The 13239-nt window shown below is 64.1% G+C and carries 14 protein-coding genes and 1 pseudogene; 13 read left to right on the top strand and 2 right to left on the bottom strand.

The window, feature by feature from the left end; genetic code table 11:
* Positions 1-67: 67 nt before the first annotated feature.
* The gene (locus PVE35_RS11315) at positions 68-796 is read right to left on the bottom strand and encodes a Crp/Fnr family transcriptional regulator (protein WP_277374681.1); all 729 of its coding nucleotides are present in this window, start codon (positions 794-796) and stop codon (positions 68-70) included.
* A 655-nt stretch (positions 797-1451) separates the two neighbouring features.
* On the opposite strand from PVE35_RS11315, the gene PVE35_RS11310 reads away from it, so the two are divergent.
* The 10 genes from PVE35_RS11310 to PVE35_RS11265 all read left to right on the top strand — a co-directional run bounded on the left by PVE35_RS11310 (position 1452) and on the right by PVE35_RS11265 (position 9397).
* On the top strand, positions 1452-1721 hold the full coding sequence (locus PVE35_RS11310) for a hypothetical protein (protein ID WP_277374680.1): 270 nt from the start codon (positions 1452-1454) through the stop codon (positions 1719-1721).
* Positions 1718-2065 carry a LasR-specific antiactivator QslA gene (locus tag PVE35_RS11305; protein WP_277374678.1) on the top strand — a complete coding sequence of 116 codons (348 nt, stop codon included), beginning with the start codon at positions 1718-1720 and terminating at the stop codon, positions 2063-2065. The genes PVE35_RS11310 and PVE35_RS11305 overlap by 4 nt, the downstream gene beginning before the upstream one ends.
* Before the next feature lie 575 nt (positions 2066-2640).
* A complete protein-coding gene (locus tag PVE35_RS11300; protein WP_277374677.1) occupies positions 2641-2940 on the top strand; it encodes a GNAT family N-acetyltransferase in 300 nt (99 codons plus the stop codon).
* Between the two features lie 284 nt (positions 2941-3224).
* Positions 3225-3737: an antirestriction protein ArdA gene (locus PVE35_RS11295; RefSeq protein ID WP_277374676.1), complete on the top strand. Its 513-nt coding sequence runs from the start codon at positions 3225-3227 to the stop codon at positions 3735-3737.
* Between the two features lie 594 nt (positions 3738-4331).
* Entirely contained in the window at positions 4332-4613 is a 282-nt protein-coding gene (locus PVE35_RS11290) for a helix-turn-helix domain-containing protein (protein WP_218575876.1), read from the top strand.
* Positions 4614-4624: 11 nt separating this feature from the next.
* Positions 4625-5452, top strand: coding sequence for a replication initiator protein A (locus PVE35_RS11285; protein WP_277374675.1), 828 nt, complete (start codon positions 4625-4627; stop codon positions 5450-5452).
* Positions 5453-5696: 244 nt separating this feature from the next.
* Positions 5697-6335, top strand: a complete 639-nt coding sequence (gene parA / locus PVE35_RS11280) for a ParA family partition ATPase (RefSeq protein ID WP_277374674.1) — start codon at positions 5697-5699, stop codon at positions 6333-6335.
* Positions 6332-6574: a hypothetical protein gene (locus PVE35_RS11275; RefSeq protein ID WP_277374673.1), complete on the top strand. Its 243-nt coding sequence runs from the start codon at positions 6332-6334 to the stop codon at positions 6572-6574. The genes parA and PVE35_RS11275 overlap by 4 nt, the downstream gene beginning before the upstream one ends.
* Positions 6571-7098 (top strand): S26 family signal peptidase, encoded by a 528-nt coding sequence (locus tag PVE35_RS11270; RefSeq protein WP_277374672.1) that lies wholly within the window; start codon positions 6571-6573, stop codon positions 7096-7098. Before PVE35_RS11275 ends, PVE35_RS11270 begins: the two co-directional genes overlap by 4 nt.
* Positions 7099-7447: 349 nt before the next feature.
* Complete coding sequence (locus tag PVE35_RS11265; protein ID WP_277374671.1) at positions 7448-9397, top strand: relaxase/mobilization nuclease and DUF3363 domain-containing protein; 1950 nt, start codon at positions 7448-7450, stop codon at positions 9395-9397.
* A gap of 17 nt (positions 9398-9414) precedes the next feature.
* Here PVE35_RS11265 and PVE35_RS11260 read toward each other — a convergent pair.
* Positions 9415-10268, bottom strand: a pseudogene (locus tag PVE35_RS11260) (helix-turn-helix transcriptional regulator).
* Positions 10269-10424: 156 nt separating this feature from the next.
* Here PVE35_RS11260 and hemA point away from each other — a divergent pair.
* Genes hemA through PVE35_RS11245 form a run of 3 tightly spaced genes read left to right on the top strand, consistent with a single transcriptional unit; the run spans position 10425 to position 13229 of the window.
* Positions 10425-11657 (top strand): 5-aminolevulinate synthase, encoded by a 1233-nt coding sequence (gene hemA, locus PVE35_RS11255; RefSeq protein ID WP_277374670.1) that lies wholly within the window; start codon positions 10425-10427, stop codon positions 11655-11657.
* Between the two features lies 1 nt (position 11658).
* Entirely contained in the window at positions 11659-12162 is a 504-nt protein-coding gene (locus PVE35_RS11250) for a GNAT family N-acetyltransferase (RefSeq protein ID WP_277374669.1), read from the top strand.
* Positions 12159-13229 (top strand): Gfo/Idh/MocA family oxidoreductase, encoded by a 1071-nt coding sequence (locus tag PVE35_RS11245; protein ID WP_277374668.1) that lies wholly within the window; start codon positions 12159-12161, stop codon positions 13227-13229. Before PVE35_RS11250 ends, PVE35_RS11245 begins: the two co-directional genes overlap by 4 nt.
* Positions 13230-13239 lie beyond the last annotated feature (10 nt).

The following is a 13239-nucleotide window of genomic DNA, read 5'->3' as shown; positions in this document are numbered from 1 at the left end:
ACCATCCCGCGTCGCCAGTCTGGGGCAAGCCGGTGGTGGCGCTCTGTTCGCTACGGCACGCAACGCCTCAGTTGACCTGACGCTGCGGCACGTATGGCAGCAGACGGTCAGTCTCCTTCTTCACCACCGCGTAGCACTCGCAACTGAGCTGTTCCAGCTTGTGCCGGTCGAGCACGGTGATATGCCCGCGGCTGTACTCGATCACGCCCTGGCGCTGCAATTTTCCAGCCGCCTCGGTCACGCCTTCGCGGCGCACACCAAGCATGTTGGCGATCAACTCCTGGGTCATGGTCAGTTGGTTGCTCGGCAACCGGTCTAGCGACAACAGCAGCCAGCGACACAGCTGTTGGTCGATGGAGTGATGACGGTTGCACACCGCGGTCTGCGCCATCTGGGTGATCAACGCCTGGGTATAACGCAGCATCAGCACAAGCAGCTCGCCATGGCGATCGAACTCGGCCTTGAGTAACGGCCCCTTGAGTCGGAAGGCATGCCCACCGCTCTGTACTACCGCTCGGCTCGGCGTGCTCTCGCCGCCCATGAACAGGGCGATTCCGACCAGTCCCTCGTTGCCGACTACGGAAATTTCCGCAGAAGCGCCACTCTCCATCACATAGATCAGCGAGATGATCGAATCGGTGGGGAAGTAGACATGGCGCATGGTATCGCCCGACTCGTAGAGCACTTTGCCAAGCGGCAAGGGTACAAGCTCGAGGTGCGTGAACAGACGCTGGCGCACCTCGGCTGTCAGGGCCGCCAGCAGATGGTTCTGCTGCGGCAGATGCGACTCGTGCATGATCGGCCTCTCTCGGCGCAAAGCGCAGCGCAGCGCAGTGACTCCAGCATACGCCCAATGGTCGAGTACTCCGTACGCTAGCGCACAGAGTCCGATGTACGGCTGTTGATGCTTGTGGCAAAGAACGGAGTAAGCGATGCGCGATCCCAGCGACTGGAGCGGGTGGCTGATCGATATCTGTTACGAGCTGGCGGCCGGTAAGCCGAAAGCCACAAGCGGGGTACTCCCTCACCTACCCCACCAGGTGACCTGTGGGGCGGACGCACGAAACTAGAAACCCGACTACGCCACAGTAGGTTGCCATCCGGAAACCCTCGGGCTAGAGTGCGCCCGTCGTGGTCAATCCCACGACCGGGAGTCGAAACCCGCTTTGTCTGAGGGCGCGGCAGCGTTCATAGCTGTGTAGCTGGTGTTAGTTTCACCGAGCTACTGCATTTCTATGGCGGGCCGTGCGGGGCAGGCTTTTGCCTGGCCGGTTCCCTCGGACGCCGGTATTTCGACCCCCGTACGGTTCGCCACCATTTCCGAGTCGAAACGGCACTGGTGGCTCCTCTAACTGTCCGAGGAGCATAAGGAATGCGCTACCCCCTTTTTACCCGAGAGCTCCGCCTTGGGCTGCTGGTCTTGCTGTCCACCTCTGATCTGGAGGTGTGCCATGGCTGAGTTCGAATCCTGCGTTGTACCTTTTCCGCTGCAGCGAAGCCCGCTGCATGAATCCGAACGCTCTCCCCTAGCCTCCGAGGCTGCGGCTGAACTACGTGGCGTAATGCTCGGCAATCTCCTGAATCAACTGGCTGAACCTGATGGGCTGCAGCCGGCAGATCTGCGCGTACGGATCGCTGCATATTCAGCCTTGGATCTACTCGACGAGATGGTGGTGCTCTATCGACGAGCCCTCTCCGAAGTGCGAGGAGGTGCCAGATGAGCAAGGGCGTTATGACATGCCTGCCACCTCACGATGGCCATCCAGGTGTCGAAATCATCTGGGCTGCCGACTGCAGGGAAGCGTTCAACCAGGGCGTGAAGCTGGCCCAGACCTGGCTCGACAACGCCCGCAGCGGCTGGCTCTGGGCAGTCATGATCGCCGAGCGCGATTTACTGCCATGTGCTATTGAGAGACGAGCTTTTGAGGTGGGTTTCCTGAGTCGTATCCACCAGCGTATGTGCTCGCATCAGGGCTGCGGTGAGCGCGCCAAGACCTGTACCACTGGTGACTATGTTGGCCACAGAAAGACCCTGACGCTCGCCGAAGCGAGGTGTCAGGGCTGACCTGAGCCATGGCAAATGCCAATGAAGTGGCCTGTTAAAACAGACCAGGAAGGATGGTTCTGAGCTAACGGAGTGCATGGGGCCAGCGTCCTGCCTGTTCGCACTTCGTTAGCTCAGCGACCGGAGAATATTTTGGTAGCGGCCATCTGCCAACCCTGCAGGATGGGCCATTGGTCACATAGCGCGATATTTCTCCTGTCTCTCACACTGGCTGTTGTACGCCATGGCTGCCTTTCTGCTGCTCGCCCACAACGCCCCTGGGCGTATTCGGTCGGGTCGACAGAGCCTGCGCGCTGCGCTTGCTGGTGGCGCCTGTGAGATCGGTAGAATGGCGGTCTTGCTGTTCCTCTCACCCTATCACGGCGTTCTCGCCGTCAAGGGCTGCATGCGCTTCGCGCATTTGCGGCTGGGCCGGCTTTCGCCCCCTGACTGCTGCGCTGCGCCGTGCTGGGCCGGTTCCGGGCAATTCCGCCCGAACAACTGGAGCATGATCATGTCGCAGCTTTCTCTCGCCCTTGACGCTTCCCTGATGATTCGCGACGAACAAGGTTGTCGCCGAGCTAAACGGGAGGCCTGTGGGCTATCTCGCCGTTTCCCGTGGCTGGAATCACTTCGCTGTCATTGAGGACATAGCAGTCGATGCTCAGCACAGAGGCAGCGGCATTGCCCGCCGTCTAATGGATGCCGCCGTTGGCTGGGCACGCCGAGAAGATCTTGCAGGTGTGCGGCTCGAGACGCAGTCGAACAATGTCACCGCATGCCGCTTCTACAAACGCTACGGATTCAAACTGGGCGGTTATGACCGCTACCTGTACAGCGGGATGGACTCCGGCAGGCAGGAGATCGCAATGTTCTGGTATCTGTTGAATCCGTGACGCTGCCCTCCTCTTGATACCCATAATCAGATGGCTCGCGGAGGATAGCCTAGCCAAACAGGCTCCCCTTATCGTTTGGGGGCCTCCACCAGCCGTGAGTCAAAAATGCAGGGGTTCTTGCCCCCTCAAAATCAAGAAAAATAGACGGTTTCCACCCGGCCGCTGCGCTGGGTGAATCCTCCGCGATTTTTCCTGATTTTTTCACGACCGCCTTAGTCGCCCTAGTCGGCAGGGGTTCATGCGCAGCGCAAGCGCAGAACCCTGAAGACGAAGGAGCGAAAGCCATGAGCGAACACATCAGGATCTACGTTGCCGACCTGGCCGCCTACAACGCCGGTCACCTGCATGGCGTCTGGATCGACGCCACCCTGGAGCTGGACGACATCCAGGCGCAGGTCAGTGCCATGCTGGCGGCCTCGCCGGTCGAGGGTGCGGAGGAATACGCCATCCACGACTTCGAGGGCTTCGACGGCTACCGCCTCGGTGAGTACGAGGGGCTCGAGAACGCACACGAGATTGCATGTTTCATCGAGGAGTACCCCGAGTTCGGCGGCGCCCTGCTCGCTCACTTCAACGACCTGGAGCAGGCGCGCAAGGCGGCCGAGGAAGATTACTGCGGCTGCTACAGCTCGCTGTCCGACTATGCCCAGGAGCTGACCGAGGAAACCACCAGCATTCCGCAACACCTAACCATGTACATCGACTACCGTGCCATGGCCCGTGACATGGAATACAGCGGCGACGTATTCACCCTGGAGACCGGCTTCGAGCAGGTGCACGTGTTCTGGAATCGCTAGGCCAGCGAAAGGCACCGGGGCGAGCCGGTGCCTTGTTTTTGTGCCCCTGTCCTGCCGGCCACCCTCGCGCCCCACCCGCAAGGCTGATGCACAGGCGTCTGCACCCAACGATCAGCCTGGAGCAACCTCTTTGGGTCGTCCGCTGATTGAGACCGTTACGGTCTTACGGTTTTACCCAAATCCGTCGATCCGTATCCAAGGATTTACGGATTGGTGGGGAAGCGGATTTACGTTTTTACGGATTTACAGAAATCCGCCGTTGCGGTTTTCCGGTTTTGTGGAAAGCCGTAGGCACGTATATCCGTAGGCTGCGCGCACGGAGCTTGGCGTGCTTGAGCAACGTGGCCGGCGACACGCGTAAATCAGCGTACACGGTCAGCGTCCAGACCTTCCCGGTATCAATCCTCGCCCCTCCTGCCTGCGCATTCGCCCAGACCCAACCCGGTATGATCGAACGCGACGGCTACCGCACGGTGCTCCTCCCACGTCAACGGAGGACACACCATGTCGCACTCACACGACCTTTCCCGCCACCCGCATCGCATCGATCTTGACGCGCCGCTGCACCGCAAGGCCGGGCCGACGACGCATGCCATGCGGCCCGTGGAGGGCGCTATTGAGGCGCAAGCGCCACAGGCCTGCCCTACCCCTCGCTACCTCACCAACAACGAAGCAGCGGCCTTCCTGCGGCTGTCTCCGCGCACGCTGGAAAAGCAGCGGGTGATCGGCGGCGGGCCGCGCTTTCACAAGTTCGGCCGGCGGGTGATGTATGCGCTCACCGATCTCGAAGCTTGGGCCGCTGATCGCAGCTTCGAGACCACCTTCGATCCCGAGTACCTCGACCGCCACCCGGGAGCACAGCGTGATGAGCAGTGAAGCCCTTGTCCATGAGCCGCAACTCTCAGGACTCGCCTGCCCAGAGTGGGCAACTGGATCTGTTCCGAGCGCTGCCGGGCGACATGGCGCCGCGCGACGCCCAGGACCTGATGGCGCATCCGTTCTTCTCGCTGGCCAAGTCGCGGCGCACCGTACCCATCGACTTTCGCTCGGGCGAGGTGACGGTGCGTGTGGAAGGCACGTTGGAGCATGGCATCGCCACGATCTGGGATGCCGACATCCTGATCTGGGCGGCCAGCCAGCTTGTCGAGGCGCGCGATGCGGGTATCCCGACTTCGCGGCTGATGCGTGCAACGCCCTACCAGATCCTGCGCTTCATCGGCCGGGGCACCTCGCTGCGCGACTACCAGCGCCTGAAGGCCGCCCTGGATCGGCTACAGTCGACCAGTGTGGCCACCTCGATCCGCGAGACCACCGGCCGGCGCCTGCATCGCTTCTCCTGGATCAACGAGTGGAAGGAGTTGGCCGCGGAGGATGGCCGGCCACTGGGTATCGAGCTGATCCTGCCGGACTGGTTCTACAGCGGGGTGCTGGATCAGGCCCTGGTGCTGACCATCGACCCGGCCTACTTCCGTCTCACCGGCGGCATCGAGCGCTGGCTGTATCGCCTGGTGCGCAAGCATGGCGGCAAGCAGAAGGACGGCTGGCAGTTCGACTTTCGCCATCTGTACCGCAAATCGGGCAGCTCGGCGCGCTACTCGGACTTCGCCCTCGACCTGCGTGCGCTGGCGGCTCGCCAGTCGCTGCCCGGGTATCGCCTGGAAGTGGTGCGTCTATCCCGTTCGACCGAGCTGCTGGCCTTCCGGCGCGTGCCGTAGACGGCACGGGGATATCTTCTGGAAAAGCTGTGAATCCAGACGTGCTTTCAGGCGCACGCTGGCCCGTGCTATCAGGAGCGCGGAACACGTGCTTTCAGGCGCACGAACTTCTCTACAGGCCAAGGCTGGCGCGCCTTCCAACCCTCTCTAACATTACTAACTTAAAAGCTCTAACTTGTTATTGGGGCAGCGCCTGTGTGTGGACAGCTGCTGATTGGGGCGGTTTGGCCGGGGAGATCCGGCCATGATCGTCGCTCTGCTCAACCAGAAAGGCGGGGTGGGCAAGACCACCCTGGCCACCCATATCGCCGGCGAACTGGCCCTGCGCGGGCAGAACGTCATCCTGCTCGATGCCGACCCACAGGGCTCGGCACTGGACTGGACGCAGCGGCGCAGCCAGCAGGGCTTGCCCAGGCTGTTCAGCGCCGTCGGCCTGGCGCGCGAGACGCTGCACCAGGAAGCCCCGGAGCTGGCTCGTCGCGCCGATCACGTGATCATCGACGGGCCACCGCGCATCGCCGCCCTCGCCCGCTCGGCGTTGCTGGCGGCGGATCGCGTGTTGATCCCGGTGCAGCCCAGCCCCTACGACCTGTGGGCCAGCGCGGAGATGGTCAACCTGATCCGCGAAGCGCAGGTGTTCAGGCCGACACTGCGCGCGGCGTTCGCCATCAATCGTCGCGTCAGCACCACGGTAATCGGCCGCGAAGCGCGGGGCGCCCTGGCCGACCAACCGCTACCGGCACTGCAGGCCGAAGTACGCCAGCGCATCGTCTTCGCCGAGAGCGTGGCAGCCGGTAAGCTGGCACCTGAACTGGCGCCGGATAGCGCTGCTGCACGCGAGGTCAGCAGCCTGGTCGACGAGTTGCTGAGGTGGTCGCCATGAGCAGCAAGCGCATCGGTATCGGTGCACGCCCGCTTGCCGATCCGCAGGCCGAAGCCTGGATACGCAAAGGCGCTGGAATCGATAACGACAAGGTCGAGCGTTATAGCGCCCGGCTAACGCTGGACGTGACGCCGGCACTGCGCACGCGGATCAAGCTGGCGGCCTTCGACCGTGGCGTAACCATGGCAGAGATGCTGCGCGAAGTACTGGAGAAGCAGTTTCCAGAGGCCACGACATGACGCTGGGTACTCTCGGCGTACGGTGGACACTGGCGCTGCTCGCCTGCAGCTTGTTGGCCCTAGGTTGGGCGGCGCTCACAACGTCGCCACCGCAGCTGGTCTACAACGCGTCCGACAGCGTGCCCGTCGGCTGGTACCGCATTTCGCCAGCCAACTCGTTGGCACCGGGCGATATGGTGCTGGTTCATCTGCCGCCGGAGGTTAGGTCGCTGGCAGCGCAACGCGGCTACCTGCCGGCGAACGTGCCGTTGCTGAAGACCTTGGCGGCAGTGGCGCCGCAGCGGGTGTGCATGCAAGGCAGTCAGGTGCGTATCGATGGCGTGCTTATGGTCAGGCGTTTGAGGTGGGATCGACAGGGTCGCGCGCTGCCAACCTGGCAGGCCTGTCGGCGCCTAGTTGGTGACGAGCTGTTCCTGCTCAGCAGCAGCAACCCGGCGTCGTTCGACAGCCGCTACTTCGGCCCGGTGTCTGCCGACGCAGTGATCGGTCGGGCGCAGCCCTTGTGGCTGGAGTCGCGTCGATGAGCTGGCCGTTTCCCTGTCGCCCCGTATGCCGACTGCATGCGCTCGATGTTCGCACTCGCGGGCCACCTGGCTGCAGATAACTCTGCCCTTACCTGCCGGCCAGGAGCTTTGGAAGTCGCAGTCCCGTATCTCCTGATTACCCAACTCAGCAGCGCAAAGGCACGGAAAAAGCGGAGGGCAAGATAAAAGGGGGCGGCACTTCGCTGGCCTGGAAAGCAGTCTGCACCGGGGTTGGCGGCGACACAGCGTCCGCGTCGCCAGGTGCCGAAATCGTGTTCGCCCCACAGCGACACTGGCTTAAAAGCGTGCCTGACACGCCGCACTGCGATCAACTTGGAGGAGTCCAAACATGAGCAAGGGAAGCCGTCCGGATGACGAATTGCGCTTTCGCCCGCAGCCGGGCAAACCGCAGCAACGCGGCCAACCCTTCGTCAACCAGGTGCTGCGCCAGGCCAACAAGGCCGGTACCGGAAAGCCGCGCAAGGCGAGCCACCAGCCCGGCGCCCGCCTCGGCCGCGGGCATGTCGCCGCGCGTTTCAGCACGAAGCAACTGCCGTCCAACGCCCGTCGCGTCACCATCAAGACGCGCCTGGTAAACCTACGCCAGGCCGGCAAGCGCTCGACGCTCAGCCACCTGCGCTACATCGAGCGCGACGGCGTCAGTCGCGAGGGTGATCCGGGCCAGGCCTACGGGCCGCTGACCGACCAGGCCGACCTCAATGCATTCGAGGAGCGCGGTCGGGACGATCGCCACCAGTTTCGCTTTATCGTCTCGCCCGAGGATGCCGAGCAGCTCGACGACCTGCGCACCTATACCCGCCACCTGATGAGTAGGATGGAGGCCGACCTCGGTACGAGCCTCGACTGGGTGGCGGTCGACCACTGGAACACCGACAACCCGCACACCCATATCGTCCTGCGCGGCAAGGACGATACCGGCAAGGACCTGGTGATCGCCCGCGACTACATCGCCGAGGGCATGCGCAACCGCGCCTCGGAGCTGGCCACCGAATGGCTGGGACCGCGTACCGAGCTGGAGATCCAGCAGAGCCTGCAGCGCGAGGTGCAGCAGGAGCGTTTCACCAGCCTGGATCGCACCCTGTTACGCGAACGCCTGGCCGGCGGTCTGAGCCTGAAGACACTTGCCAACCACCCACGTCGGCAACTGCTGATCGGCCGCTTGCAGCAGTTGCAGAAGTTTGAACTGGCTCATGAAGTTCGGCCCGGGCAATGGCTTCTGCGGGAGGACGCTGAGTCCACCTTGCGCGCCATGGGTGAGCGCGGCGATATCGTGCGTACGATGCAGCGGGCCATGGGTAGCCTGCAGCGCGAGCTGGCGGTCTTCGAGCCGGGCAAGGGCACTCCCGGGGTGGTCGGCCGGATCGTGGCCAAGGGGCTGGCCGATGAGCTAAACGACCGTGGCTATTTGGTGGTCGACGGGCTCGACGGCAAGGCGCATTACCTGGCCCTGCCCGCCCGCGCGGAGCTGGCTGACTACCCCATCGGCGGCGTGGTGGAAACACGCAGCCTGAGCGAGCCGCGCGCGGTGGATCGCTCGATTGCTTCGCTGGCTGCGGACGGCCTGTATCGCAGCGATCACCACCTGGCCCTGGCACGATCACAGGCATTCGAGGGACAGGATCCCGAGGCACTCGTCGAGCGCCATGTGCGGCGCCTGGAAGCCCTGCGCCGAGCCGGTATCGTCGAGCGGCTGGACGAGGGCGTCTGGCGGGTGCCGGCCGATCTGCCCGAGCAAGGCCGGCAGCATGACGCCCGCCGCCTGGGCGACGTCGCCGTCGAGCTGCGCACGCCGCAGCCCCTTGAGCAGCAAGTGCGCGCCCTCGGTGCGACCTGGCTGGACCAACAACTGATCGGCGGCAACCGCGAGCTGATCGACAAGGGCTTCGGCAAGGAGGTGCGTGAAGCGTTGCGACAGCGTGCCGACTTTCTGGTGGAACAGGGGCTGGCCGAACGCCTGGGCCAACGCGTGGTGCTCGCACGCAACCTGCTGGCCACCTTGCGCGGAAGGGAGCTGACCGCGGTAGCGCGCGAGATCTCGGCGCAGACGGGCCTGCAGTACCGCCCGGCAGTCGATGGCCAGCGCGTCAATGGGATCTACCGACGTAGCGTGCAGTTGGCCAGCGGCCGTTATGCCCTGCTCGATGATGGCATCGGCTTCAGCCTGGTGCCGTGGAAGCCGGTGATCGAGCAGAGGCTCGGGCAGAGCGTATCGGCAGTGATTCAGGGCAACAGCGTCTCCTGGCAACTCGGCCGCCAGCGCGGGCCGTCGATTGGTTGAGCAATCGGCGCTTGGGCTTATACCAGCGCCGGCTCCTGCTGAAGCCACTGCTCGAAGTCTCGGCTTTGCGGCATGCCTTCCTTCGCCGCGTAGTAGACCAGGCGCAGGTGGCGGTCCTCGTCGATGGTCAGCGTGGTGTGTTCGAACACCACCTGGCCAACTGCTTCGATGTACAGGTGGCGTATCCCCTGGCACGGGCCGTGGATGTCCTGCTGCCGCCACCAGTCCCTGAAGTCCGGCGAGGCCTTTTCCAGATCCTTCACCAGCGCGGCGATATCCGGATCCTGGGTCGCCCGCACGAAGTCGCGGCGGAAGCTGGAGAGTATCTGTAGCGCCTGCTCATCCCAAGGGTTGAACAACTCGCGCATGGTCGGGCTGGTGAACAGCATCCACAACAGGTTGCGGCGGTCGCCGGCAGCGCAGAGAAACCGAACACCCGATCTGCCGCAGCGTTCCAGGCCAGCACATCCCAGCGCAGGTTGAGCACGTAGGCCGGACGAGACGGCAGATCCCCCATCAGGCGATGAATCAGCGCTGGTACCGTGCACCAGGTCTTGCCCGGCTCTGGCGGCAGACGCTGGTGAGCCAGCAGGAACAGGTGGCGACGCTCGGTGGCATCCAGCTTGAGCGTGCGCGAAAGGTTGTCGAGGAAGGTCGCGGACACGCTGATATCCCGCCCCTGCTCCAGCCAGGTGTACCAGGACAAACCCACCCCGGCCAGGGCCGCGACTTCCTCGCGGCGCAGCCCAGGCGTGCGTCTCCGGCCACCTGAAGGCAGCCCCACCTCCGCCGGCGAAATTCGTTCGCGGCGACTACGCAGGAATTCGGCCAGCTCTACCCGGGTGCGTTCAGCTGTGCGAGGCGCGCTCATCCGGTTATCTCCAGTACTAGGATAAACAGTCAAATTGTAACCCCTATAAATCCCGAGAAGAATACCCCGACCTGGCCGCGAATGCCCGAGCCAGGGCTCTCGCTAGATGAGGAAGTCAGCAGAGACGTGTCACCCATTTGCTAAGGAGATAAACGGATGTACCAAGCCCTTCTTCGGGAACAACTGGAGACATTGAAGTCCTCCAACCAGTACCGCACCTTCACCACCCTCAGCCGCATCTGCGGCCAGTACCCGCTGGCCAAACTGGATGGCCGTGAGCAAGAACCGGTGGTGGTCTGGTGCAGCAACGACTACCTCGGCATGTCACAACACCCCGCCGTACGCGAGCAAATGCACGACGCGCTGGAGACCTACGGCGCCGGCTCCGGCGGATCGCGCAATATCGGTGGCTCGCACGAGCTGTATGCCAGCCTGGAGGCGAGCCTGGCCGACTGGCATTGCAAAGAAGCGGCGCTGGTCTTCCCCACCGGCTTTGGCTCCAACGATGCCACCCTCCAGTGCCTGCTGCGGCGCATCCCCGACTGCGTGGTGATCAGCGATGAGCTAAACCACGCCTCCATCGTCAACGGCATTCGCTCCACGCCCAACGAGCGCAAGATCTTCCGCCATAACGATGTCGAGCATCTGGAGCAGATTCTCGCCAGCTACCCGCTGGGTCAGCCGAAGATTGTGGTGTTCGAGTCGATCTACTCGATGGATGGGGACATTGCCCCAATCGCCGAGATCGTTGCGATCGCCAAGCGCTACAACGCCCTCACCTACCTCGACGAGGTGCATGCAGTGGGCATGTACGGCCCGCGCGGCGCCGGTATCGCCGCCGAGCTGGGCGTAGCCGATCAGGTCGACATCATCCAGGGCACCATGGCCAAGGCCATCGGTGTAATCGGCGGCTATATCGCCTCGACCCAGGTGATCGTCGATGCGGTGCGCTCCTTCGCCACAGGTTTCATCTTCACGACCTCACTGCCGCCGGCCATCACCGCAGGCTGCCTGGCCAGCGTCGAGCACCTCAAGGCCAGCAGTACCGAGCGTGATCGCCTGCATGCCCAGACCGCCAAGCTGCGCGAGCGGCTCAAGCACCATGACGTGCCGGTGATGCCCTGCTCGCAGACCCACGTGCTACCGGTGCGGGTAGGTGAAGCCAAGCGCTGCAAGGCAGCGGCCGAACGCCTGCTGCATAACCATGGTGTGTACCTGCAGCCGATCAACTATCCGTCCGTGCCGGTAGGGACGGAGCGCTTCCGGGTCAACGCTACGCCGAACCACAGCGATGCGCAGATCGAACATCTGGCGGTGTCGCTGCGCGAGACCTTCGACTACTTCAGCATCCCACTGGCGTCCGAGGTGTTTGCTGCGGAGGTGGCCTGAGATGGAACAGTCCTTCTTCACAGTACGTCCGGCGAACCAGGCCGACCTGGCCCGTTTGGTGGAGCTGCGCGCGTATCTGCTGGACGGCACCAACGCCAGCTATTCGAGCAATACGCCGGAGGACGCGGCGCGCTGGCGGGTGGCCTACCGCACCTGGCTGAATAGCCGCCTGAACGACAGCGACTGCGTGCAGATCCTCGCCGCCGAGCACAAGGAATCCGGCCAGGTTCTGGGCTGCGCGACGGCCATCATCGACCAACGCGCGCCGGCGCCGGGCTGCCTCAACGGCCTGTCCGGCTGGGTGCAGTCGGTGGTGGTGGAGCCGCAGTGGCGCGGTCGCGGTATCGCCCGGCAGCTGATGCAGCACCTGCTGCGCTGGTTTGCCAACCGCGGCGTCGGCTGCGTGGTGCTGCAGAGCACCGCGGCGGCCAGCACGCTTTACCAGGCCCTGGGCTTCGCCGCCAGCGATGAGCGCCTGCTGATCCGCCAGGAGGCCTCGGCATGAAGATCCTGATCATCGGCCTGGGCTACGCCGGCAACCGCTACCGCCGCGCCTTCGAGCATATCGCCACAAGCACCGGCCTGCCGCTGTCGCTGGCCTATGTCGGGCGCAGCCAGAAGACGACCGAGTTGCCCTACTTCGACAGCGTCGACCGGGCTCTGCAGGTGTTCGAGCCGGACATCGTGGTGGTCAGCGTCAACGACCACAGCCATGCGCCCGTGCTCAAGCAACTGGCCGGCTACCGGGGCTTCGTGCTCTGCGAGAAGCCGCTGGTCACGCCCAGTGACGATCTGGCCGAGCTGCTCGGTGCGCTGGAGCAGGTCGGCGGCTTTGCCCTGGATCTGGTGGAGCGCTACTCGGACGCGACCCGGCAGTTGCGCGAGTGGGTCGAGCGCCACGACTGGCAGCTGGTGCGGGCCAGCTTCCATTGGGGCAAGGACCGCATCAACGACTACCGCCCGACCTGCGGCGTGACCAGCGAGGTGATCCATGCCCTGGATCTGCTCGGCTGGGTCTGCCCGCGCGCCGGCCAGCTCCGGCTCGATGGCGTGCTCGGCGTGCGCTCGGATTTCTCGATCTCCGGCGCAGAGGTGCTCGACACCGTGCAGCTCACCGCCAGTCTGGGCGAGGCGCGGGTCACCGGCTACGCCAGCTTCGTCAACATCGCGCGCCAGCGCACTGTGGATTTCAGCTTCGTCGACCGCGACGCCCGACTGATCCATGCACGCCTGATCTTCGACACCCCACGCTGGGATCACGACCAGTTGCGCATCTGGACGCGCGGCGCCAACGGCGTCGAGGAGCTGCTGCACGCGTTCGCCACCGCCCCCGACGAGCCTGGCCTGAACACCCTGCACAAGCTCTCGCGGCTGTGCCGGCAGGTGGTGCGCGCCGTGGCGCTAAAGGAACCGCCCCGCCAGCCCTTCGCCGGCCTTGATACCGCCGTGGCGCTGCAGCGACTGCTCAATGACCTGGAAACCCATGCCCAAACCCCAGCACCGGCGCGCTACGCCCATGGCGAGACGCGCGTGCTGCTGGCCGAGGACAGCGACCTGGAAAGCCTCGGGTAACCCAATCACA

The organism is Pseudomonas sp. AA-38 (genome assembly GCF_029457475.1).
Classification (GTDB): domain Bacteria; phylum Pseudomonadota; class Gammaproteobacteria; order Pseudomonadales; family Pseudomonadaceae; genus Aquipseudomonas.
Note: the sequence above shows the minus strand (reverse complement) of the source record. Positions and strands in the feature narration are given on the sequence as shown.